Below are 23,019 nucleotides of genomic sequence, written 5' to 3'. Positions count from 1 at the left end.
CTCTGGGGTAATTGCCTAGCCCGATGGCCAAACTATTCCCGTATTAAATTAACGTCGTCGTTTAAAAATTAAACTTATTTCGACAATGAACCGTATTTCTAGGGAGGCTACTCCCCACCATTCCATGTATCACGCAGGGCGATAGTGCGATTAAAAACTGGCGCTGCAGCAGTATGATCTACACTATCGGCAACAAAATATCCGGTGCGCTCAAACTGAAAACCCGCTTCTGGCGCAGCATCAGCAAGCCCAGGCTCGATCCAACAATTTTCAATAATACTTAGAGAACCTGGATTAACGTGGTCGAGAAATTCCTCGCCACCGCGATCTGGCGCCTCATGTGAAAATAGACGGTCGTATAGGCGCACAGTCGCTTGCTTGCCGTGACTGGCAGACACCCAATGGATAACACCTTTAGGTTTTACACCGTCAGAAGGATCAGCGCCGTGGCTGGCATCGTCATAGCTGCAGTGAACTTCTAGTATATTTCCAGCCTCATCTTTCACGACCGATTCCGCTAGCAACACATACGCGCTTCTCAGGCGTACTTTTTTACCCAGTACTAAACGCTTAAACTTTTTATTTGCCTCTTCGCGGAAATCCTCACGCTCAATATATACCTCACGACTGAAGGGCAAACTCCGCTCACCAAGATCATCGCGATTAGGATGACCCGGTGCGGATAGCCATTCCACTTTATCTTCAGGATAATTAGTGATAACTAGTTTCAATGGATCCATAACACACATGGCACGCGGCGCATTTTTATCGAGGTCATCGCGAATAGCGTGTTCAAGCATTGCCACATCGACAACACCTTCACTACGCGCAACCCCCACCATCTCGCAAAAATGGCGCAGAGACGCAGGGGTAAAACCACGACGACGCATGCCGGCAATCGTCGGCATGCGCGGATCATCCCATCCATCAACCACTTTTTCATCAACCAACATTTTCAGCTTACGCTTGCTGGTCACAGTGTAGTTAAGGTTTAAACGGGCAAACTCATACTGCTTTGGCTGCGCAGGCACCGGCAAATGTGCAATAAACCACTCATACAAAGGACGGTGATCTTCAAACTCAAGTGTACAAATTGAATGAGTAATCCCCTCCAACGCATCTGACTGACCGTGGGTAAAATCATAGGTTGGATAGATACACCACTTATCGCCCGTTTGGTGATGCGCAACCTTGCGAATACGATAAATAATAGGGTCACGAAGATTAATATTCGGCGCCGCCATATCGATTTTAGCCCGCAGCACCCTGCTACCCTCGTCAAACTCACCATTGCGCATACCCGCAAACAGCGCGAGGTTTTCGTCTACACTGCGATCCCGATAGGGGCTGTTCTTTCCGGGCTCGGTCAACGTGCCCCGATACTCACGGGCCTCGTCGGCGCTCAAATCACAGACGTAGGCATTACCTCCGCTTATTAAATGCAGGGCATATTCATACAAGGTATCGAAATAGTCAGAGGCATAACGAATTGGACCAGACCACTCAAAGCCCAACCAGCGAATATCTTCCTGAATAGCATCGATATAGGCCTGCTCTTCCTTGGCCGGATTGGTGTCGTCAAAACGCAAATGACAGCGACCGCCAAACTGTTCGGCAAGCCCAAAATTTAGACAAATCGATTTAGCGTGGCCAATGTGCAGAAAACCGTTGGGTTCTGGCGGAAAGCGAGTGACGAGCTCACCGCTTAAGCGACCAGAAGCGATGTCGTCCTTGACGATGGTACGAAGAAAATTATTGCCAGATACTGCATTGTCAGTCATTGATTGTTTCCAAATGTTCAAAATCGGCCATTTAATGTAAACAGCCGCGACCACAGAATTTGCGAACAACAAACATGAAGGTTTATCGCTGGTTTCGCCCTGCAGCCAAAAGCCTTATTATAGCGGCTTTAATTTCCGGTTATAAGCGAGATCAGCGTAAATGATTATCTTCACTACAAATTTCGGCGACATTAAAGTTGAGCTAGACTTCGAAAACGCCCCTAGAACCTCAGAAAACTTTAAACAGTATGTTGTCGATGGTTTCTATGATGGCACCATCTTCCACCGCGTTATCGATGGATTTATGTTGCAAGGCGGCGGTTTTGAGCCAGGCATGAAACAGAAAACCACCCGCGCGCCTATCGAAAACGAAGCTGATAACGGCTTAAAAAATGATGTCGGCACCCTGTCTATGGCCCGTACATCAGACCCACACTCAGCCAGTTCACAGTTCTTTATCAACGTAAAGAACAACGACTTCCTTAACCACAGCAGCAAAACCATGCAGGGCTGGGGATACGCAGTATTTGCAAAGGTCGTCGACGGTATGGATGTTGTGAATCAAATCAAAGCCGTTAAAACCACCAGCGCTGCAGGCCACCAAGACGTGCCAGCTGAAGATGTGGTCATCGAAAAAGCAGTATGGGTAGATTAATCTCCATATGACAACACTCTTTATCTCAGACCTACATCTGGATGAAACGCGCCCGGACATCACCCGGGCGTTTTTTGAATTCCTGCAAAACAAAGCGGCGAACGCAGAGTCACTTTATATTCTTGGCGATTTCTTTGAAGGTTGGGTCGGCGATGACGACAGCTCGCCACTGATTGAGTCTATAAAATCGGCGTTAAAAGACCTGACTCAACGCGGCGTATCCCTGTATTTCATGCACGGCAACAGGGACTTTATGCTGGGCGACGCTTTTTGCGCTGATGTTGGCGGCAAACTTCTTGCCGACCCGACCATTATTTCGCTAGCTGGCGAGCAAACTCTGCTAATGCACGGAGACGGGCTCTGTACCGACGACCAAGAATACATGAAGTTTAGAAGCATGATACGGTCTCCCGCTTGGCAGCAAGCAGCTCTCAGTAAGCCACTAGAGGAGCGTCGCGCCATCGCAAAACAGATGCGCATGGCTAGCAATGAAGCAAACAGCAACAAAGCTGAGGACATCATGGATGTCAACGCGGACGCTGTTATTGATGCACTTAGTAGGCACCGCTGCAAACGCCTAATCCATGGCCATACTCACAGACCAAACCGACACACACTCGTGGTCAATAACGAGACCGCCGAACGTATAGTGCTTGGTGATTGGGATAGTAAAATCTGGTACCTAACGGACGAGAACAACGCTCTAACTCTCCGTTCAAGCCCTTTTTCAGATCAGTAGATCTCGCAACCACATATCAAAGCGCACCTGTTCCGGACAAAAATCACCCGAGACAGGTACGCGCGTCACTTCAGTTTCGCCGGAGCAAGACACGCTACCCTTCCTAAACTAAAACACCGTATATTTTGAACAACATAAAGTTAAAAAATCTGGCCCAGATCGTGCAAACGTACTTACCGGCACGCGAATGAAGTGCTTCGATGACGCGCCCCCAAAGGCAGCAAAGCGACAACCGAATGGTTCATTATAGACAAGCGTTTACCGCCCCAATACGACCCAAGGGGTAGGAGAACACAAGATTGGCCAATAAATTTAGATCAACTATTCACAGCCCGAAAAGAGACCTGGTGAAACAAAACAAGGTGACGGAACCGGGCTAAGCAAGGTGAGAAAACCCGCCGCCGGTGATGATGACAAGACCGAGTCGTACTGGAGTATTAAGGTAGTATGATCACATCGACTCACCAATCCCATAAAGCAGGCTCGGCCCCGAACATCAGCCGACAAGGCTAGAGGAAGCGAGCGCACCGCACCAAAATGAGGCAAAAAAAAACCATTGTAGCGCCAATTAAAATGTCCGAATTACAACTTACCGGCAGCAAAGAACAAACAACATAGCGAAAAGCCAAAGGAGCAGTAAATGGCCATCATCAATAACAAGAAAGGAATAGCCTTAGAAAAATCGGATATTATCCTTGGCTTCATTCCGCTCACAGACTGCGCCCCCTTGGTAATAGCGCATGAAAAGGGCTATTTCCGCAACGAAGGCCTTAACGTCACCCTGTCGAGGGAAACCTCATGGGCTGGCATCCGCGATAAAGTTGGCCTCGGTATACTGGACGGCGCGCAAATGCTTGCCTCCATCCCAGTGGCATCACGTCTCGGCGTCGGCGGCCCCAAAATTGATATGATTAGCGCCATGGTCTTGGATTTAAACGGCAATGCGATCACCGTGAATAATGGCCTCTATGACCACCTATACGCGATAGATTCACGCAGCGAATTCAGCCCGCTCATTGCAGCGCAGGCACTGCAATGTGTTGTCGAAGAAAATAAGCGTAGCAAGCGCCCCAAATTACGCTTTGGTGTTGTATACCCCTGTTCGACCCAAAGCTATGAATTACGTTACTGGTTGGCCAGCGCGGGTATAGACCCGGATCGAGATATAGAAATTGTGGTGATTCCTCCGCCGAAGATGGTTAGCGCAATGACCGACGGCGATATTCATGGCTTCTGTGTAGGTGAACCTTGGAATACCCTCGCAGTGCAACAGCAGCTCGGTCACGTGGTGGCCACCAAATACCAACTGTGGAATAACAGCCCCGAAAAGGTATTTGCCGTTAGCGAAAGCTGGTCAAACGAAAACCCCGCTACCCATCAGGCCATTTTGCGCGCTTTGATTAAAGCCTGCATTTGGCTAGATAAAAAAGAAAATCGAAAAACTGCAGCAAAGATGATTAGCCAAGCTCCGTATATCGCCCTTCCCGAAGAAACCGTCGCCTTATCACTGACAGGTTTGTCGCTAAAACACTACGGGCAGATGCCCGAAAAAGTTGACGACTTTCACGTATTCCATCGCTACTCAGCCAACTTTCCATGGCTTAACCACGCGGAATGGTTTATTTCGCAAATGTATCGCTGGGGTCAGTTAACGACACCGATTAACATCGAAGAAACGGTTGCCGCGGTTTATAAACCGGCTTTATTCCGTATCGCCGCAGAGGCAATCGGACTAGAAAGTCCGAGTATAGACAGAAAAACCGAGGGCAATTTACACGAGAAGAATATGCTCACGAAATCCCAGCACATAGGGCCGAATCAATTTTTAGACGGCCAAGTCATTAGCGTCGGCGGCATTATTAAATACTTAGAACAACAAAGCCTTTCCAAAGCCGACATTCCAGCATTGCGGCTTATTAACACACAAAATGAGGCCAAATAGATTCCATGAAAGTATTGCTGATAGATATCGACGATACCCGCGCCAACATCATTGCGCCTGTATTTGCATCTACGGGAATTGATCTGATTAACCTGAACAATCACGCCAACGACTTATATCAACTCGTTGGCGAGATGCACCCGGAAATTATTTTGGTCGACACCAATTCATCCAACCGCGACACCCTTGAGCACATGGCTCAACTCAACAAATCAAGCCCACGCACAGTCATAAAATTAGGGAATAGTCGTTCAGAAAGTATAAATCGTCTTGCAGCAGATGCGGGCATTAGCATTTACGCAATAGACGATATTCCGCCTTCCCTACTGCAGGCACTAATCGATATCACATTAAGTTATTTTTATAGCATTGACCGCCTAAAAACCGAGGTACAAGCGCTGAAGCCTGAAGTCGATGCGCGGCAAATTCTAAACAATGCCAAAAAATTTATAATAGACACCTACGGTCTTACTGAAGCACAGGCCAATGATTTACTAAGCAAGAACGCCAACCGTCAAGGCCGCTCCATGACTGATATTGCCCGTCAGCTAATAGAAACGGGTTCCTTTTCATAACAGCAACTTAGCACTAACCTAGTGTGTTAGTTAAGCCGCCAATGGGCCGCTGTGGAAACGAAATATCTCATCTTCGCTTTCGATTAATTCTTGTTCTTTCTTCTTAAATAAGGCAATACGAGGCGCAATATCTTCGTCTGCATAGCGGACTGCCAAATTTAAATAATCTTTAAAATGACGGGATTCCGACTTAAGTAGCGAGGTGTAAAATTTACTTAATTCGGAATCTAGCAAGGGCGCAATCCGCGCGAACCGTTCGCATGATCTCGCCTCAATCAGGGCACCAATTATCAAAATATCTATGAGCTTATGCGGCTCACTTGTGCGGGCGTCCACGCGTAAACCATTCGCATATCGCGAGGATGACAGATGCCGATATTCGATACCGCGTTTTTTCATAATCGCCATGACTTGTTCAAAATGACGCAGCTCTTCCCGCGCCAATTTCGACATCCTGCTCAATAAATCGGGCTTATCAACGTAACGGAACATCAAATTCAAGGCCGTGCCCGCCGCTTTCTTTTCGCAATTAGCGTGGTCGATGAGCATTTCTTCGGGATGCGCCAAGGCGGCCTCTACCCATCGCTGCGGCGTTTCACAGGGCAAAAATGCTAAAATCTCACTTATATCGACAGACATTACACAGGCATCCGGCTGATGAAAAACGGGCGCAGTATAACAAACTCCGGCCACGTGTCTGAATTACGCCAGACGAAGCCCTAATTTGTTTCGATAGCGAACGAAATCAATTGTCAGACTTAAGGTACATACCGATGTATCGCTGATAATAGGCTTCAGAGAGCAGATAAAACTCTCGATCAATAATGTCCCTTAGCTCTATTAATGGTACGTGTTGATACGGAGAATCAACAACAAACCCAAACTGAGCGGTATCGAGAATTTGGCCTGCACCAGCGCGAAGAAGCTGAAATAGCCAAATATAAGGGCTTTTATGGGCGGGAAAACGAACGCGCTGGGTCTGGCACTGCCACTGCAATATTGAGGCATCACGAATATGTAGCTTACTCGACATAACTTGAACAAGAAACCCGTCTAAGCGTTCGTCAATAATCTGTTTTTGTTTGTCGGTATAGCTATTCCAATCAATAACCTCGTGGCTATAGCGCTTGCAACCACGACACACGTCATCTCCCAGCGCAGTAGAACAGACGCCAATACATGGTGTTACGACTCGGGGTATAACTGCTGACAAAGAAAGCTCCCAAAAATCGAATTAATGACAGGGAGCAAAGAGTAAGCTACCGCCGCAAGCGCTGGCAAGTGCAGTAATTCACTTAACCTCCGTGTGGTTTTTAAGTATACTTGCAGCCCCCTATTTCGCATCGATGATGGGCATCGATAGCCCCGGCCCCGGCGATCCCGGCGGATACGGGTACCGAAACTGAAAAGAGGAGTTACACTGTGCTCGAAGCATACCGGAAACACGTTGACGAACGCGCCGCGCAAGGCATAGTTCCACAGCCGCTGAACGCTGAACAAGTTGCGGGACTTATTGAACTACTGAAAAACCCACCTGCCGGTGAAGAAGAGACACTCGTTGACCTGATCTCCAACCGAGTACCGCCAGGTGTAGATGAAGCAGCCTATGTTAAGGCTGGCTTCCTATCCGCCATCGTTAAAGGCGAAGCTAGCAGCCCACTACTCAGCAAATTAGACGCGGTAAAATTGCTTGGCAATATGCACGGCGGCTACAACATCATTACCCTCGTTGACCTCCTCGACAACGAAGAATTAGCAGAAGCTGCAGCAAAAGAACTCAAGCACACCCTGCTGATGTTTGACGCTTTCCACGATGTAGAAGAAAAATCTAAAGCAGGTAACGCGCTTGCTAAAGAAGTTATCCAAAGCTGGGCCGACGCCGAGTGGTTCACCAACCGCCCAGAAGTCCCAGAAAGCATTGTAAACACCGTATTTAAAGTCACCGGCGAAACCAATACCGATGACCTATCACCTGCACCCGATGCATGGTCACGTCCAGACATCCCGCTTCATGCGCTGGCGATGTTCAAAATGGAACGAGATGGCATCAAGCCAGACGTACAAGGCAGCGTTGGCCCGCTAACATTGATCAAAGAACTTGAGAAAAAAGGCCACCCGATCTCTTTCGTCGGTGATGTTGTGGGTACTGGTTCTTCACGTAAATCAGCGACCAACTCGGTGTTGTGGTTCTTCGGCGACGATATGCCTGGCGTACCTAATAAGCGTTCTGGCGGTGTATGTATCGGTAGCAAGGTCGCACCGATCTTCTACAACACCATGGAAGATGCTGGCGCACTGGTTTTCGAAGCGCCTGTTGACGAACTAAACATGGGCGACGTAATTGAAATCCGCCCCTACGACGGCGTTATTAAAAACGTCGAAACTGGCGCTACGTTGAGCACCTTTGAGCTTAAATCGCCCGTATTACTAGACGAAGTGCGCGCTGGCGGCCGTATTAACCTGATCATTGGTCGCGGCTTAACCACGAAAGCCCGTGAATCATTGGGTTTACCCGCGTCTACCCTATTCCGTTTGCCAGAGCAGCCCGCCGACACCGGGAAAGGCTACACGCTAGCGCAGAAAATGGTCGGCCGCGCCTGTGGCTTACCAGAAGGTCAAGGCATTCGTCCCGGCACTTACTGCGAACCTAAAATGACCACGGTGGGATCGCAAGATACTACTGGCCCAATGACCCGCGACGAATTGAAAGATCTGGCCTGTCTGGGCTTCTCTGCCGATTTGACCATGCAGTCGTTCTGCCACACTGCGGCATACCCCAAGCCAATCGACATCGATACCCAGCACAACCTGCCGGACTTCATTATGACCCGTGGCGGTGTTTCTCTGCGCCCTGGCGACGGCATCATCCACAGCTGGCTAAACCGTATGTTGCTGCCTGATACTGTCGGCACCGGCGGAGACTCCCACACTCGCTTTCCCATGGGTATCTCTTTCCCAGCAGGTTCTGGTTTGGTTGCTTTTGCTGCGGCTACCGGCGTTATGCCACTGGATATGCCTGAATCAGTACTGGTTCGCTTTAAAGGCAAAATGCAGCCTGGTATTACCCTACGCGACCTAGTTCACGCCATACCTTACCAAGCAATCAAAGAAGGTCATCTGACCGTTGAGAAAAAAGGCAAGAAGAATATCTTCTCTGGCCGTATTCTTGAAATTGAAGGCTTGGCTGGCCTGACTGTTGAACAGGCATTTGAATTGTCTGACGCGTCTGCTGAGCGTTCAGCTGCTGGCTGTACCATTAAGCAAGGCATTCCAGAAATTTCTGAATACCTGCGCTCGAACATCACTCTTCTGCGTTGGATGGTAAGCGAAGGCTACGGCGACCCACGTACTCTTGAGCGTCGCGCTGCCAATATGGAAGCATGGCTGGCTAACCCAAGCCTGTTAGAAGGCGATGCAGATGCCGAGTACGCTGCAGTTATCGAAATCGATCTTGACCAACTGAAAGAGCCCGTTGTTTGCTGCCCTAACGACCCAGACGATGCAAAATTACTGTCTGAAGTTGCCGGCGACAAAGTAGACGAAGTATTTATCGGTAGCTGCATGACCAATATTGGTCACTTCCGCGCAGCTGGTAAGCTACTCGATGCCAACAAAGGCACGCTGAATACCCGCCTGTGGATCTCGCCACCGACTAAAATGGATCAGCACACGCTGATGGAAGAAGGTTACTACAACATTTTCGGCGCATCAGGCGCGCGCACCGAAATGCCAGGTTGTTCATTGTGCATGGGTAACCAAGCACGTGTTGCAGATGGTGCGACAGTGCTGTCTACCTCAACGCGCAACTTCCCTAACCGCCTTGGCAACGGTGCCAATGTCTACCTGACCTCTGCCGAGCTGGCATCGGTTGGCGCGATACTGGGCCGCCTGCCAACGCCGGCTGAGTATATGGAATACTGCAAAGACTTGGATGCCATGTCAGGCGAGATTTATCGCTACATGAACTTTGATCAAATTGCGTCTTTCCAAAAAGGTGCCGAAGAAGGTAAGCGTATTGCTTCGGTAGAAATCACTGAAGTAACTATGTAAGAACGATGTAAGTCGTTGAGAAAGCCGCCTTCGGGCGGCTTTTTTTATTATTCGAATATCAAACGCAATACTGCTTTTTCAAGCTAACAAGACATTCGCTATTCTTGCTTGCGGAATAGAGCACAGAAACGATATTTATAGTCTTTAACTTCACTAAAGACTGGCAAAGACCAATCTGTGAATATATTGGGTGGCAACGCTTCGGGAGGCACTGGTGATGACGAAAGACGGTCAGTCCAGCTCATATGAATTTCTTCCATCGCGGTTTCAATCGGCATGTAGCCGTTCCGCTGCAGATCATCTTTGATACTTTTTTGGTGGAACCCCGACGTCACCAACCAGCAATTATTATACGAACTCAAACGGTCAAATACTTTAGCCTGTATATCCGCAGACACGTAAACCAATGCGTTAAGTAGTACCACCACATCAAAACTGCGCTCTGGTTCAAAGTCCGTAAAGTCACATGCGGCGTAAAACTCAACAGACTGTTTTACCTTGTCTGTTAATGACACCGTGCCACCATCCACCACAAAATACGCTCGCTCATTCTCCGAACAACCCTGCAGTACCTCTAGTGGGAAATGGGCTTGCTCAGCAAACCTAACAAAGTCGGGCTGCTTATCGGTAGCAAAACAAGAAACAATAAAATGTTTATCGAAGCCACCCACCAGATACTGAATCAAAAAACTATAAACTTCAGCGCCGATCGAGCAAGCATGAAATAAAATCGAATACTCTTTACCACCTGCAATCAGTAATTCATTGAGTAGCGTTTCATTAAGAACTCTATTGCGGAAAAAGGCTGTTGTACCGATTACGTCACCTACGGTTGGGCGCAAGCGAACTGGGGCTGGCTGTTTTTCAGACATTTGTTCGCTACTCAAGTTAAAAATTCAATAAACCATAACTGCGTTAACGCATATTAGTAAATACTTTTAGAGAAATCGAACAGCGTCACCGACTACGCAACCGTAGCTCAGTTAGCTAAGGGCGATTTGTCCTAGTGACGTTTTTTTCATAAAAAGAAATCGCCCACCCAAAGATGAAACAGGAATGTCGCCAACGCAGTATATGTAAATGCAATTCGATTATTATTTTAGGGTTAACACGTTTACCGAAAACCCAAAATAGCGGAGGCAAAAATGTTACTACCCCCACGGCGCTAGAGGCGCCATCAAACTCTCCCCTGGATACCCTACTACCTTTCCGAAGTCTTTAGATTCACCACTATTCCAGTCAGCAACAAAGCCACTAATTTCTTCCTTAGTGCGACCGATAAAATTCCACCACATCAACACATCTTCCTTAAATGGCGTGCCGCCAATGAGTAAAAAACGGCTGCCTTCATCGGCAATTATTTCAAGACTACTACGCCCGCAAGATAGATAAAGCAACTCGGTGGTATCTAAATTTTCACCAACTACATTTACTCGCCCATCCAAAACCAGAACGCCATATTCGAAATCAGGATTTAGCGCTAAAACCGCCAGCTTACTTTGAGCTGCGAAAAAATCCGCAGCCATCAGTGGTGTATAAAATTTCGCTGGCGCACTTAATCCGAACGCGTTCCCGGCAATGACGGTTATATCTAAGCCAGATAACTGCAATTTTGGTAAGTCAGGAAAGTGTTCAAACGCTGGATCGATGAATCGATGCTCTTCAGGCAGCGCTATCCATAATTGAGCGCCATGAAACGCTGACGGACGACCGTCGGGAGACTCCTCCGAATGACTAATTCCCTTTCCGGCAGTCATTAAGTTTACCTGCCCAGGACGAATCAATTGTTCATAGCCAAGGGAATCTCGGTGCAGCAATTCCCCCTCAATCATCCATGTAAACGTTTGCAAACCCGTATGCGGGTGGGGACCAACCTGAACACCGCTGCTCTCACTAATATCAGCCGGACCTATATGATCTAAAAATGTCCACGCACCGATCATTCGAAGGTGCTTACTCGGCAAAAACCTTTCGATAGTCATACCGGTGCCGAGTAATTTTTTTGCGCCGCCAATACGGCTGCTCTCAGGCCGACCAACTCTTACTGGACAACCACTCGAATTTGATGCTTCGCTTGCCTGGTCTGATACGCTCATACTCGCCTCGCTATATGCTAAGTTCGCATTTGAATTCAGGAATCAACAATATCTACTGTGTTTTAAAATGGTTTTGGCGCGTAGCCAGTCACTTCCGAAATACCCATTTCTTTACCTAATGTAGTCAACGGGTGAACGACAACTAAACCTCGGACAGATTTTTTGAACTTACCCATGTCCGCTTGTTCAACTTTAGTCAACGCGCGCGAAAATGCCATGGCCTTCAGTATCTCACCCTGCGCAGAATTATTACGACTCTGCATACCTTTAATACTAGCGATCTTTTTGTTCACTGTTGCCAGTTCTCGCTTAAATTGGAGAACCAAAGGCTGATTATCCTTGGCCTTTGCGTCATCTAACTTCCGTCGCAGAAGGTCTAGTTTATTGTTTAATTGCTGGATATCTTTGTTTAAATTCATTGCCTGCTCTCATCAAATTTTCAAATGACATCCTAAAACGTCTTTCGACATGCGTCATTAATGGCAGCAGTATAACAATATCTAGGAAGTAAACAGCGATAAAGCCATCAGGTTCTCGTATTGCTCACCCATTTAGATTGGAGCCTAGCGGTGAATTCGATGGCGGTGTCGAGAATAGATATCAGCAACTAAATATGGATGACAGGCTTAACTCGCATCGGCACCTGATCGTTGTGGTAAATACTTCAGCACGTATGGCTTTCTCAGGACCAAAAACGCAGCGGGCACAAAGAACAACGACAAAATTGTGGTCAAAACCGTGCCTCCTGCCAGAACGACTGCGAATGGCGGCCAAAACCCGCCGCCAGATAAAATCAAAGGAATGAGTCCGGCCACTGTGGTTATTGTTGTCGAACTAATATGCTTTGTGCACACCGAGACAATAGATACAATCTCGGCCTTATCGCCAGCCATAGCCAAAGGTGAGGCTTTTAACTCTGTCAAAATTACGATGGCGGCATTAACTGCTAACCCCATCAAACCCATCAAACCGATAATTGCAGTAAAGCCGAAAGGATATTGGCCAAGCCACAAACTGAGCATTCCCATTCCCGCCGACTGAAACGCCACCGCAAATACCAGTGCCGATAGCCGAAAAGAGTCGAATGCCATCACTACAGTGACTATGAGCAGAACTAAAATAATTCCAACGCTGCCCATGAGATTACCAACAGCCTCGTTGCGGCTTTCTGATTCACCACCAATTTCAAGTGTATAGCCTGTTGGCACCTCAAAATTTTCAGCCGCTAATCGCGCCTTTATACTTACTAGAACCTCTGAGGGCAGCACATCATCTCTAATAAATATCCCCACCATATTTGCGCGTAGGCCATCGCGTCGAGATATTTTTGCCTGTGCCGGCCGCAGCTCCACATTGGCTAGCGCTGACAACGGTCTTGGGCCCGATGGCAGCGCTAGCGGAAAGGCCATTAACTTTTCAATACTGGTCTCTTTTACACCAGCACCGGACACACGTACTGGCAACTGCTGCGTACCATCCAACATACTACTGCTCACAACGCCGTCAATACTCGCGGCGAGTAAGGATGAAATATCTTTAAGCCCAATTTGGCTGCGCTGCGCTTCACTCTCATCAATGTCCAGCCACACTTTCGGCACAGCTTGGCCAAGGGAGTCCTGCACGTGGATAACACCCTCTGTCTCCAGTGCAATTCGGCGCAACTCATCACCCATAGATTTTAAGCGCGGTAAACTGCTGCCATACAAACGTAGCTCGACCGGCGCATTAGCGGGCGGGCCTTGAGAAAGACGCTGTACAATAATTTGATAATCTGGAAAAGCCTCATCCAGCTCCCTCTGCAACACCGCGATTAAACGATTGGCTTGCGTAAAGTCAACCATTGTCATCATGCTCTGCGCGTAGTTAGATGCGCCATCCTTGGTATTGGTCAAGTTATAGTAAAACGACAGTGCACTGCGGCCAATAAACCAATGTAAGGACGCCACTTCAGGATGACGATTTATCACTTCGGAAACTTGTGCTGTCGCGAGTCGTGTGTGCTCAATGCTACTACCAGCGGGCAGATAGATCTCGAGGTTTATCATGTCGCGATCAGAGGGAGGGAAAAATTGTTCCGGTAAAGTTTGAACGGTGATAAAACCCAACACCGGTAGTATGCAAGCCACCAACATCATCCGTCGAGGACGAAGCAGAACCCAAGACAGTGAGCTACGAAACCAACTATTTAGGCGCGGAGCACCTACCCCGCTTGCCTGAGTATTTGACAACCATTTCCCAGCCACGGGCGCGATAATAAAAAGGGAGATCACCCAAGAGCCAATCAGTGAGAATATTACCGCACGAGCTAATGGACCGATAAATTCACCTGCCGGCCCTGCCATAAGGACTACCGGCATAAAGGTCAAAATCGTCGTCAAGGTTGACCCAAGCAAAGGAACCCATAAATGACGAAGTGCTTTTGTGGCAGCTGCGGTAGCGGAATAACCGTCACGGCGGTATCGCATTACAGTGTCGGCAACAACAATCGCATTGTCGACCATAATGCCCAACGCCACGATCAGACCGGTCACCGACATCTGATGAATAGGTAAGTCAGTCATCCTCATGCAAGCGAGAGAAAACAGCATCGTCAATGGCAGAGATAGGGCAACAATCACAGCAGATCGCCAACCTAGGGTGACTAGTAGAATCGCGAATATAAAAAGAAAACCAAGCAAGATATTATTTATTAAATCGCTCAAACGTACATCGTTATAGCGCTCTTGAACAAACAGTTCTTTCAGCATGATCTCATCAGGCAATGTTGCCGCAAAATCATCGACCTCTGCTTGCAGCTTGGCTGTCCAACGATCACCTCGCATATCAGGCAACATCCGAGATCCAATTGCGACGGCACGCTCACCACTCACTATTGCCATATCTCTGGGGACGTCTGGCTCTCCACGGTAAACTTGAGCAATATCCTGCAGTTGGAGAGATCCACCGTCTGGAAAGGTCAATATTGGCGTGCGCTTAATGCGCTCAACGGCATCAAAGCCGCCAATTAATTCAATAGAAATACGCTGTTGATCATTGGTCAGTTCGCCAGCCGCCGTTTTCGCGTCACTGTCGCGAAGTATTCCTGCAATTTTCGGTACATCCAAGCCAACTGCAGCCGCCTTAACAACATCCACTTTGACTTGTACTTCTTCAGCTGGTGCACCAACAATTTCTACGATGTCTGTACCGGCTATGTTTCTTAACCTGCTTGCCAGCTCATCGGAATAGCGACCCAGGCGCATTAAATCTGCTGGCCCGCTTCCCCGCCACGATAGCGCACCAATCCACGTAAACGCGGAATGACGATCAGTATCCAAATACGGCTCGCCTGCTCCATCGGGAAGTTGACGCGCGGTCTGCTGAATTTTGTCTCTTAATTCCGCCCAAAGCTGATCCCCGTCATCTTGCATTACGGCATCTTCCAGCTGTACAACTATCACAGACACACCACCACTAGAATGGGAGGTGATATGAAAAACTTCTGGGACCGTACGAATAGCATTTTCAAGTGGTTCAGCAACTAAACTTTCCACTCGCTCTGCGCTCGCGCCAGGAAAAGGCGTCACTAGTATTGCGTGACGATTGACAAGGTGAGGGTCCTCAAGTCGCGGTAAACTGGCGACGGCCGCAAGGCCAGCCACAAGTATAAGAGCGGTCAAAAGCGCAACCATGCGAGGATTAGTCAGCATTTTAGAGATCATACCGAATTACTCAGCCGCTAGACTGACATGCAGTCCCGGCGACAGCGTGTGCAGGCCTGCCGTAACCACCCTATCCCCGGTCTGTAACTCACCGTCGACGTAGACCAGCCCCTCATATTGATAAACAGGCTGCACTGACCGCTTTCTTAATTGATACAAACCGTCATCGGCGGGCGCGAGAAAATAGACTGCCCACGTTCCCCTTACATCTTGTAACAAAGCCGACAATGGCAACCAAAACCCTTCAATCTGACGTTTTTCAGGAAAGTGTAAGTAAGTCGTATTGCCATCAACTGCTGACGTCTCAGGTGGTAATTGAACCCGCACGGCCCTCGTCTGAGTTCGCCAATCTAAGTTTTGGGCGACTGAAACAACAGATACCGGCCACCGGCCAAAATCACCAGAAATGACAAGCTGTTGACCATAGGTAAGATTTCGCCCTAAACGATCAGAAAGGCCAAACACCGCCTCGGTACTGCCAGTAACAACTAACTGCATCAAGGGCTGCCCTGCACTAACCAAAACGCCCTCTTCTAAATTCTGAGTAGATACTTCCCCGCTGAATGGCGCAGTCAAATTAGACTTTTGCAATCGCAAGGCTACGCCCTTTAAACGAGCATCAACCTGAGAGAGCTGCGCTTCTGTTGCACTGCGCCGAGAGTCAAGCTCGTCTAGCTGGCCGACTGACACATAGCCGCTCTCACGTAAATTTCGGAATCGAAGCACATCTTTGTCTAGCTGCTCTAGTCTCGCACTGACCTCTCGTTTTGCGGCAAGTAATTCCGACCTTTCTATGTCTAAAGATCGGGTATCCAATCGCGCGAGTATGTCCCCTGCGTTTACTTGTTGACCATCTTCCACCAATACTTCCGCAACTTTTCCGGCAAGCTCAAAGCCGATATCAGCCCGCTGACTGCCCACCACTCTGCCAGCAAACAAGCGCTGCGCCTCGTATGCCGGCAATCGTTCTACAACCGAGCTACTAACGCTATGAATAGTGATTTCGGCACGTGCGCCGAATGGCGCAAGCCAAATCATCGCGAAAAACCCAGCCAAAATAATGAACCGCTGCATAACTAATACTCGAAATACTGTAAACAGCTCGAATATAGATAAACCATACTGGACTGTCCAGTCTATTTTATATAAATTAGCATTACAGCTCGGCAACCTCCGTCGCCGAGCAATATGTAGAAGGCAAACAACACAGTGCAAGAAAAACGCGTGAGACTAAAAAGCGAGGAAAAGCGCAGTCAAATTATCGATGCTGCCGGCGTACTGTTTATTAGCGATGGATTCAAAAAAGTCAGCATGGAAGAAATTGCTAAATCTGCGGGTGTGTCCAAGCAAACAGTTTACAGCCACTTTGGAAATAAAGAGCAATTATTCACCGCCGCCATTGACTGTAAATGCGACGAATATGATCTTGCTCCAGATAAAATCAAACACGCCATGCACTGTGAGGAATATCTGATTTTCTTTTGCACCCATTTAACGGCCCTGCTCACTAGCGATGATGCCATAGGCATGTTTAGAGTGTGTGTAGCGGAAGCGGGACATTCAGAGGTTAGTGAATTATTTTGGGAAGCGGGTCCAGGGAAAATCCGCGCCCAACTCAGTAAGTACCTCAGCGAGCAAAATGAATTGGGCACACTCATTATTGAGGATATTGAAATCGCGTCTGGTCAACTAATCTCGATGATAGTGTGTGAATCACAATTTAGACGCGTATTAGGTCTAAAAAAGAGCAAATCGAATGCTGAGCTCAAGAAATATGCCACAGATTGCGCAAGGCTGTTCTACAAAGCATACAGAGCCTAGCACTGTGGATCCTCTTTTTTCTGCGCTGCTGCGCTAGATTCCGAGACAGTTGCTAGCGGTTCATCCATCTTCAACTGCTTCGCGTTACCATTTAGTTTAATCACCGCTTTCTGTAAAATTATCGTATTCGGATACGTTACTGTACTGCCATCGTCACGCCGAATAAGTACATGAAACAAGGCAATTTCTACAACTTGTCCAGTAATATCATCATCTTTATCAACCACTTTAATACGATCACCAATGCGGTATGGAAAGGCGAAAAAGATAATAACGCCGGCGGTGATATTACTTAAAATTGACCACTGCGCCACTAAGGCGATACCCAATACCGCCAAGAACGATGATAGGAATATAAAGACTTGCTGATAACCTAGGCCGAATAAAAAGCAAATTAAAATAAAACCTAGAAGCAAAAAACCAATATTAATCGCCTTTCTCACGTAACCAAGACGCAGCGCTGACATACGGTTTTTTTGGGCGAACTTAAGTAAAAACCCCGTCACAAGCCGATTTAAATAGAAGATCAAAGCGACAGAAAATAACACAAGGACAATTTTGGTAATCAACGACTCATTCATCTATTTTTCTCAAATCTAACCACTTACGTGGACTTTGGTGACGTCGCAATTGTCTCAAATTATCCTGATAGCTTGCACTATCTTTAGGCAAATAACTGCAGGCACTAAATCGCTGTGTTTGCATTGACAACCAAGCACCCCAGCAGGGCTGCTCAATATTGACCCTCGCAAGAAAATCTTCTGGGGTTTCACCTGTCTTACGCGCGCATCCCCGTCGGGTCAGCGCGCGACAACTGTTTAAGTAATACCGTGCCGGCACATCGTCACTATGCCTGCGCGGTAGACGTAAACTAAAAAATGCCACTACTGCCAAAGGTAGGCCACCGACGAAAGCAACTGCAATGAGCATTCGCTGCGGGCTTATCTCTCCTAAAACTCCGCGTAAAAAACTATTCTGTGTATCGCTATCAAAATTCAACACCCAGCGCGCCCACGCGTAATTCATATTGTCTACAAAATAGCGTAAGCGGTTTGCCCACTCAAAACGACGTAGCGACATAGGCGAATCTTTTAAATACCCACTTTGCCTACTTAGGAGTGCTTCCGCTCCAAGTCTTATTCGAGAAGGCGCCACAGTGGCTGTTGGATCGACGCGCACCCAGCCACGATCATCTAGCCAGACCTCCGCCCATGCATGGGCATCAGACTGATGAACCAAAAGATAACCATCACGCTTATTAAATTCACCGCCTTGGTAGCCAACAACGATACGCGACGGCACTCCCGCGGCGCGCATTAAAAATACAAAACTACCGGCAAAATGCTCGCAATAACCCTGTCGCGTTGTGAATAAAAACTCATCAACATTATTTTGTCCGAGGATGGGAGGTGTAAGTGTATACACAAAGGGAGTTGTTTCGAAAAAGCGAATGGCAGCGGCCACCCTATCATTTGGATCGGCTAAGGTGTCCTGCCATGTAGACGCTAACGCGCGTGCTTGCGCATTATCACTACGGCTGCCTAACTGGAGGTTTTGGCGTTGTGACGCAGCACTATCATCGAGCTTCTGCGCAAAATTACTGCTTGCAGTATATTCCACTCGGCCACTAATGGGCCGTTTACTCAGCCACTGATGTTGAGCGCTGTAGTAAATATCAGCTCTATTGATATCCGCTAATGGCAGTGCATACAACCATTCGTGCGGGCCCGACTCCAAGGTCACCGTATACTTAATCTTCGGCTCAGCGATCACAGGCGAGGGTATTTTGTTTCGGGCAGGCCAGGCATTGCGACTCCAACGACGACCGTCGAATTGATCTAAGACCAACCCTCGCCAATACAGTGTTTCTAAATTAGGTAAGTCGCCTTCAAATCTAACCCGAAATGCCAACTCGCCAGATTGGCTTAATTTGGCGATATCGCCAAATTCTAAAGAATCCGACATTCCCACTTTGCCCTCACCACCAGGCAAGGGCATGGTCCAAAGCGGGCCTATTCGCGGAAAAATCACAAACAACAGCAGCATTAAAGGTATTGACTGAAGCCCCATCAACGACACCGATCGCAGCATTGTCACCGCCGAAGTTTTATCACGGTTCAACGCCTGCTGCGCGATCAGTAAGACAGCAACTTGCAGCAAGCTCACAACAACATCGACTATTTGTTGTGAAAATAATAAGCCACAAGCCACCACAAAATAGCTGAGCATCAGCACTAGCCAATGATCGCGCTCTGATTTTAGTTCGAGTAATTTTAAAATAAGAGCGAGAACAAGCACTGCTACCATCGCTTCGATTGCAAACAATGACGAAAACGATAGATACACTGCAATCGTCGCCGCAATTGCAAGTAAACCTTTAATTGGACCTATAGGAAACGACCAGCCAAAGGTGAGAATGCGCCAGTACCACCACGCCGCAGCAAACCACACCGCTACAATCCAAAACGGCAAAACCGCAACTAAAGGGAGTATCGCAAACAGTTGCGCAAGCAAAAGCCAAATGACCGCATGACGATTTTCCGCTGCATTCATAATAGCCATCTACTTGTACAAGGCCAGCGCGCGTAGCACGCGCGAGAGTTGGTCGTCGCCGCTGGCGGCGGTGATTCTTACTCCCGGTATTGTTAAACCAAATGACAAGCCACTGGTATTGCAGTCTAGCGCCCACGCACATAGCGTACTTAGTCTTTCTTCTGCATCAAGACCATCGAGCGCATCCCAATCAAGAATCAGCTCATCTGCCTGAGATTGCTCATATTGCTTACTCTGTAAACCCTGCCCCTTTGCGTAAGCTTTCCAAAATATTCGTCGCGGTGATTGTCCCGGCTGATAGCGCTGAAAGCCACTAAATTCGTCACTGTCGTGTTCGACATTGGGAATACTGCCCTCTCCTTCCGCAGCGCTATTCACCAACGGCCGTAAGCGTCTCGGCTTTGGGTAGACCAAACAATGCCAATCTAATTTAGGTGTTCCCCAACAGCGTAAAACGCCGAGTGGATAGCGTGTCGTAATTGTCATCCGACCTGGACGCATCGCACCCCGCTTTGTCGTCGGAAAAGTTAAGAGTACACTCGCGCCGCCAACATCTGACGGTACAGAACATGCCACTTCTGTCTGATCTGCAAACCCCAAATACAAGCGATGGCGATCGCGCTGTCCCGGGTCTAGGTGTAATTGAAAGGCGGCAGACTGCCCTGCAAAAACCGGTTCAGCGGCACCAGCTCGCAAGGTAATACCCGAAAGATTTGCAAAAGTATGGAGAATGGCAACCAAAAAAATACTAAACAACCAAAACGTAAGTGCAAAGATCAGGTTGTTTTGGTAATTAATGGCAAGCAGCAACAAGCCAAACAACATCAATAAATAAGCACCACCAGCGCGGGACGGAATAATAAAAATGCCACGCTGATTTAATAAAACTTCACTGCAAGGTGGGCTGCGCTTTTCCAGCCAGATGTCGAAACGACTACGAAAAAACGCGCTAATTTTGCCCGCCATAACTACACCACGACCGGCACCTGAGACAGCAGCCTTTTAATCAAATCCGGACCATCTTCCTGACTATCAGCGGCGGGTTTGAGACGATGAGCTGCGACAGGTTCTAATAAAATTTGAATATCATCCGGCAATACATAGTCCCGCCCAGCCAACATCGCCCATGCCTTGGCGGCCTGAATTAAAGCCAACGCTGCGCGCGTGGAAAGGCCGAAAGCATAATGAGAGTCTTGGCGGGAAAAAGCTATTAACCTCTGCACATAAGACAATACGCTATCTCTAAGTTCTACCTTATCGACCATTGACTGCAGGCCAATAATTTTCTCTGCGCTCAGCATAGCGCTTAGCTCACCGATGATAGTCCGAGGATCTCCACCAGCTAATAGACGACGCTCAGATTTTTCGTCTGGATAACCTAAAGAAATCCGCATCAAAAATCGGTCTAGTTGGGATTCGGGCAAGGGAAATGTGCCGGATTGAAACCACGGATTTTGGGTAGCCATAACAAAAAACGGATTAGGCAAGGCCCTCGTTGCACCTTCAACCGTTACCTGTTTTTCCGCCATAGCTTCGAGCAGTGCACTTTGGGTTTTTGGGCTGGCGCGGTTAATTTCGTCTACCAACAAAAACTGGGTAAACACAGGCCCCGGATGAAAATGGAAGGCACTGCTATTACGATCAAAAACCGACACTCCAAGAATATCCGAAGGCAGCAAATCACTGGTGAATTGTATGCGCTGATATTCTAGCCCCGTCACTTTCGCAAAGGCCTGAGACAAGGTCGTTTTACCAACGCCCGGCACATCTTCGATCAACAAGTGACCACGTGCCAACAGGCAACACAGTGCTTGACGCACCTGTAGATCTTTGCCTAAAACGACCCGAGAAATTTCCTGTGTTATCTGCGCAAAGATATCCATGTTCTACAGCGCGTCCAAGCCGCGCTGCATATCTTTACGTAAATCTTGAATATCTTCTAAGCCAACAGACACCCGAATAAGATTATCCGCTATATTCGCTTGCTGGCGCTCCTCAACGGTTAATCGGCCGTGGGTGGTCGTTGCAGGATGAACAATCGTCGTCTTGGCGTCGCCTAAATTCGCGGTAATCGACACTAAGCGGGTTGCATCTATAAATCGCCACGCGGCGTCTTTATCACTACCAACCTCAAACGAAAGCACGCCGCCAAAGGCTTTTTGCTGAGATGCCGCCAGTTCGTGTTGGGGGTGGTCGGGTAAGCCGGAGTAATACACTTTCTTGACGCCGGGTTGCAGTTGCAACCACGAGGCTAATTCCAGCGCGTTACTGCTGTGGGCCATCATTCTGAGTCTCAGCGTTTCTAAGCCTTTTAGAAACACCCACGCATTGAAGGGGCTCATACTAGGCCCAGCGGTGCGAATAAAACCAAGAACCTCATTCATTTGCTCACGACGACCAACAACAGCGCCACCTACACTCCGCCCCTGGCCATCCAAATACTTGGTCGCTGAATGCACAACAATATCTGCACCCAAGGCGAGAGGCTGTTGTAATGCGGGCGTGCAAAAGCAGTTATCTACCACCAACAAACACTTGTGCTGATGCGCGATATCCGCCAAAGCGCGGATGTCGGCGATCTCAGACAAGGGATTAGACGGTGTCTCTAATAATAGCATCTTGGTATTCGGCGTTATGGCGTCTTGCCATTCTTGCGCGTGGATGGGAGAGACAAACGTCGAGCTGATACCGAGCTTACCCAGATATTTAGTAAGCAACATAGTAGTTGTACCAAATACACTGCGCGAACAAATAATGTGATCGCCAGACTGCAGCAAGGCCATGCAGGTACTTAAAATGGCCGCCATTCCTGATGCTGTCGCCACGCCCATTTCAGCGCCTTCAAGTGCCGCAATGCGATCCTCAAAGGTTCTTACCGTCGGATTGGTATAGCGGGAATACACATTTCCTGCTTGTTCACCCGAAAAACGCGCTGCCGCCTCAGTGGCCGAAGCAAACACATAGCTTGAGGTCATAAAAATTGGCTCAGCGTGTTCGCCTTCAGCGGTACGAACTTGACCAGCTCGGACGGCGCGGGTATCAAGCTCAGCTTCCGCCAGTACCGCCTGTCGCTGGGCCAGATATTCTTGTTCGGTCATTATTAAAT

General features: G+C 48.2%; 19 protein-coding genes. 6 read left to right on the top strand and 13 right to left on the bottom strand.

What is annotated here, in order from left to right:
- Nucleotides 1-107 precede the first annotated feature (107 nt).
- Nucleotides 108-1,781 (bottom strand): glutamine--tRNA ligase/YqeY domain fusion protein, encoded by a 1,674-nt coding sequence (locus O9X78_RS08045; protein ID WP_269619125.1) that lies wholly within the window; start codon nucleotides 1,779-1,781, stop codon nucleotides 108-110.
- A 160-nt stretch (nucleotides 1,782-1,941) separates the two neighbouring features.
- Here O9X78_RS08045 and O9X78_RS08040 point away from each other — a divergent pair, with 160 nt between their 5' ends.
- From O9X78_RS08040 to O9X78_RS08025, 4 genes are all read left to right on the top strand, one after another.
- Nucleotides 1,942-2,436, top strand: coding sequence for a peptidylprolyl isomerase (locus O9X78_RS08040; RefSeq protein ID WP_269619124.1), 495 nt, complete (start codon nucleotides 1,942-1,944; stop codon nucleotides 2,434-2,436).
- Between the two features lie 7 nt (nucleotides 2,437-2,443).
- Nucleotides 2,444-3,175, top strand: coding sequence for a UDP-2,3-diacylglucosamine diphosphatase (locus tag O9X78_RS08035; RefSeq protein WP_269619123.1), 732 nt, complete (start codon nucleotides 2,444-2,446; stop codon nucleotides 3,173-3,175).
- A 640-nt stretch (nucleotides 3,176-3,815) separates the two neighbouring features.
- On the top strand, nucleotides 3,816-5,117 hold the full coding sequence (locus O9X78_RS08030) for a CmpA/NrtA family ABC transporter substrate-binding protein (RefSeq protein WP_269619122.1): 1,302 nt from the start codon (nucleotides 3,816-3,818) through the stop codon (nucleotides 5,115-5,117).
- A gap of 5 nt (nucleotides 5,118-5,122) precedes the next feature.
- Nucleotides 5,123-5,692 carry an ANTAR domain-containing response regulator gene (locus tag O9X78_RS08025; protein ID WP_269619121.1) on the top strand — a complete coding sequence of 190 codons (570 nt, stop codon included), beginning with the start codon at nucleotides 5,123-5,125 and terminating at the stop codon, nucleotides 5,690-5,692.
- Between the two features lie 30 nt (nucleotides 5,693-5,722).
- Here the strand turns inward: O9X78_RS08025 and O9X78_RS08020 are convergent, their stop codons facing one another.
- Together O9X78_RS08020 and O9X78_RS08015 are read right to left on the bottom strand one after the other, a co-directional pair.
- Nucleotides 5,723-6,331, bottom strand: a complete 609-nt coding sequence (locus tag O9X78_RS08020) for a MiaE family protein (protein WP_269619120.1) — start codon at nucleotides 6,329-6,331, stop codon at nucleotides 5,723-5,725.
- Between the two features lie 106 nt (nucleotides 6,332-6,437).
- A complete protein-coding gene (locus O9X78_RS08015; RefSeq protein WP_269619119.1) occupies nucleotides 6,438-6,905 on the bottom strand; it encodes a DUF1289 domain-containing protein in 468 nt (155 codons plus the stop codon).
- A 209-nt stretch (nucleotides 6,906-7,114) separates the two neighbouring features.
- On the opposite strand from O9X78_RS08015, the gene acnB reads away from it, so the two are divergent.
- The gene (gene acnB, locus O9X78_RS08010) at nucleotides 7,115-9,742 is read left to right on the top strand and encodes a bifunctional aconitate hydratase 2/2-methylisocitrate dehydratase (RefSeq protein ID WP_269619118.1); all 2,628 of its coding nucleotides are present in this window, start codon (nucleotides 7,115-7,117) and stop codon (nucleotides 9,740-9,742) included.
- 98 nt (nucleotides 9,743-9,840) lie between these two features.
- On the opposite strand, the gene O9X78_RS08005 is transcribed toward acnB, so the two are convergent.
- From O9X78_RS08005 to O9X78_RS07985, 5 genes are all read right to left on the bottom strand, one after another.
- Nucleotides 9,841-10,614, bottom strand: a complete 774-nt coding sequence (locus O9X78_RS08005; RefSeq protein WP_269619117.1) for a CheR family methyltransferase — start codon at nucleotides 10,612-10,614, stop codon at nucleotides 9,841-9,843.
- Nucleotides 10,615-10,893: 279 nt separating this feature from the next.
- The gene (locus O9X78_RS08000; protein ID WP_269619116.1) at nucleotides 10,894-11,838 is read right to left on the bottom strand and encodes a pirin family protein; all 945 of its coding nucleotides are present in this window, start codon (nucleotides 11,836-11,838) and stop codon (nucleotides 10,894-10,896) included.
- Between the two features lie 62 nt (nucleotides 11,839-11,900).
- Nucleotides 11,901-12,257, bottom strand: a complete 357-nt coding sequence (locus O9X78_RS07995) for a YibL family ribosome-associated protein (RefSeq protein ID WP_269619114.1) — start codon at nucleotides 12,255-12,257, stop codon at nucleotides 11,901-11,903.
- Between the two features lie 207 nt (nucleotides 12,258-12,464).
- On the bottom strand, nucleotides 12,465-15,527 hold the full coding sequence (locus O9X78_RS07990; RefSeq protein ID WP_269619113.1) for an efflux RND transporter permease subunit: 3,063 nt from the start codon (nucleotides 15,525-15,527) through the stop codon (nucleotides 12,465-12,467).
- 18 nt (nucleotides 15,528-15,545) lie between these two features.
- Entirely contained in the window at nucleotides 15,546-16,613 is a 1,068-nt protein-coding gene (locus O9X78_RS07985) for an efflux RND transporter periplasmic adaptor subunit (protein WP_269619112.1), read from the bottom strand.
- Between the two features lie 150 nt (nucleotides 16,614-16,763).
- Between O9X78_RS07985 and O9X78_RS07980 the strand changes: the two genes are divergently transcribed.
- Nucleotides 16,764-17,360: a TetR/AcrR family transcriptional regulator gene (locus O9X78_RS07980; RefSeq protein WP_269619111.1), complete on the top strand. Its 597-nt coding sequence runs from the start codon at nucleotides 16,764-16,766 to the stop codon at nucleotides 17,358-17,360.
- On the opposite strand, the gene O9X78_RS07975 is transcribed toward O9X78_RS07980, so the two are convergent.
- Genes O9X78_RS07975 through O9X78_RS07955 form a run of 5 tightly spaced genes read right to left on the bottom strand, consistent with a single transcriptional unit; the run spans nucleotide 17,357 to nucleotide 23,011 of the window.
- The gene (locus O9X78_RS07975; RefSeq protein WP_269619110.1) at nucleotides 17,357-17,941 is read right to left on the bottom strand and encodes a mechanosensitive ion channel family protein; all 585 of its coding nucleotides are present in this window, start codon (nucleotides 17,939-17,941) and stop codon (nucleotides 17,357-17,359) included. The two genes, O9X78_RS07980 and O9X78_RS07975, sit on opposite strands and share 4 nt — an antisense overlap.
- Complete coding sequence (locus tag O9X78_RS07970; protein ID WP_269619109.1) at nucleotides 17,934-19,913, bottom strand: transglutaminase TgpA family protein; 1,980 nt, start codon at nucleotides 19,911-19,913, stop codon at nucleotides 17,934-17,936. The genes O9X78_RS07975 and O9X78_RS07970 overlap by 8 nt, the downstream gene beginning before the upstream one ends.
- Before the next feature lie 9 nt (nucleotides 19,914-19,922).
- Nucleotides 19,923-20,879, bottom strand: a complete 957-nt coding sequence (locus tag O9X78_RS07965; RefSeq protein ID WP_269619108.1) for a DUF58 domain-containing protein — start codon at nucleotides 20,877-20,879, stop codon at nucleotides 19,923-19,925.
- Nucleotides 20,880-20,881: 2 nt separating this feature from the next.
- Complete coding sequence (locus O9X78_RS07960) at nucleotides 20,882-21,796, bottom strand: AAA family ATPase (protein WP_269619107.1); 915 nt, start codon at nucleotides 21,794-21,796, stop codon at nucleotides 20,882-20,884.
- A gap of 3 nt (nucleotides 21,797-21,799) precedes the next feature.
- Nucleotides 21,800-23,011, bottom strand: a complete 1,212-nt coding sequence (locus tag O9X78_RS07955) for an O-succinylhomoserine sulfhydrylase (RefSeq protein ID WP_269619106.1) — start codon at nucleotides 23,009-23,011, stop codon at nucleotides 21,800-21,802.
- Nucleotides 23,012-23,019 lie beyond the last annotated feature (8 nt).

It is taken from the genome of Zhongshania aquatica (genome assembly GCF_027257955.1).
In the GTDB taxonomy this organism is placed as follows: domain Bacteria; phylum Pseudomonadota; class Gammaproteobacteria; order Pseudomonadales; family Spongiibacteraceae; genus Spongiibacter; species Spongiibacter aquatica.
Note: the sequence above shows the minus strand (reverse complement) of the source record. Positions and strands in the feature narration are given on the sequence as shown.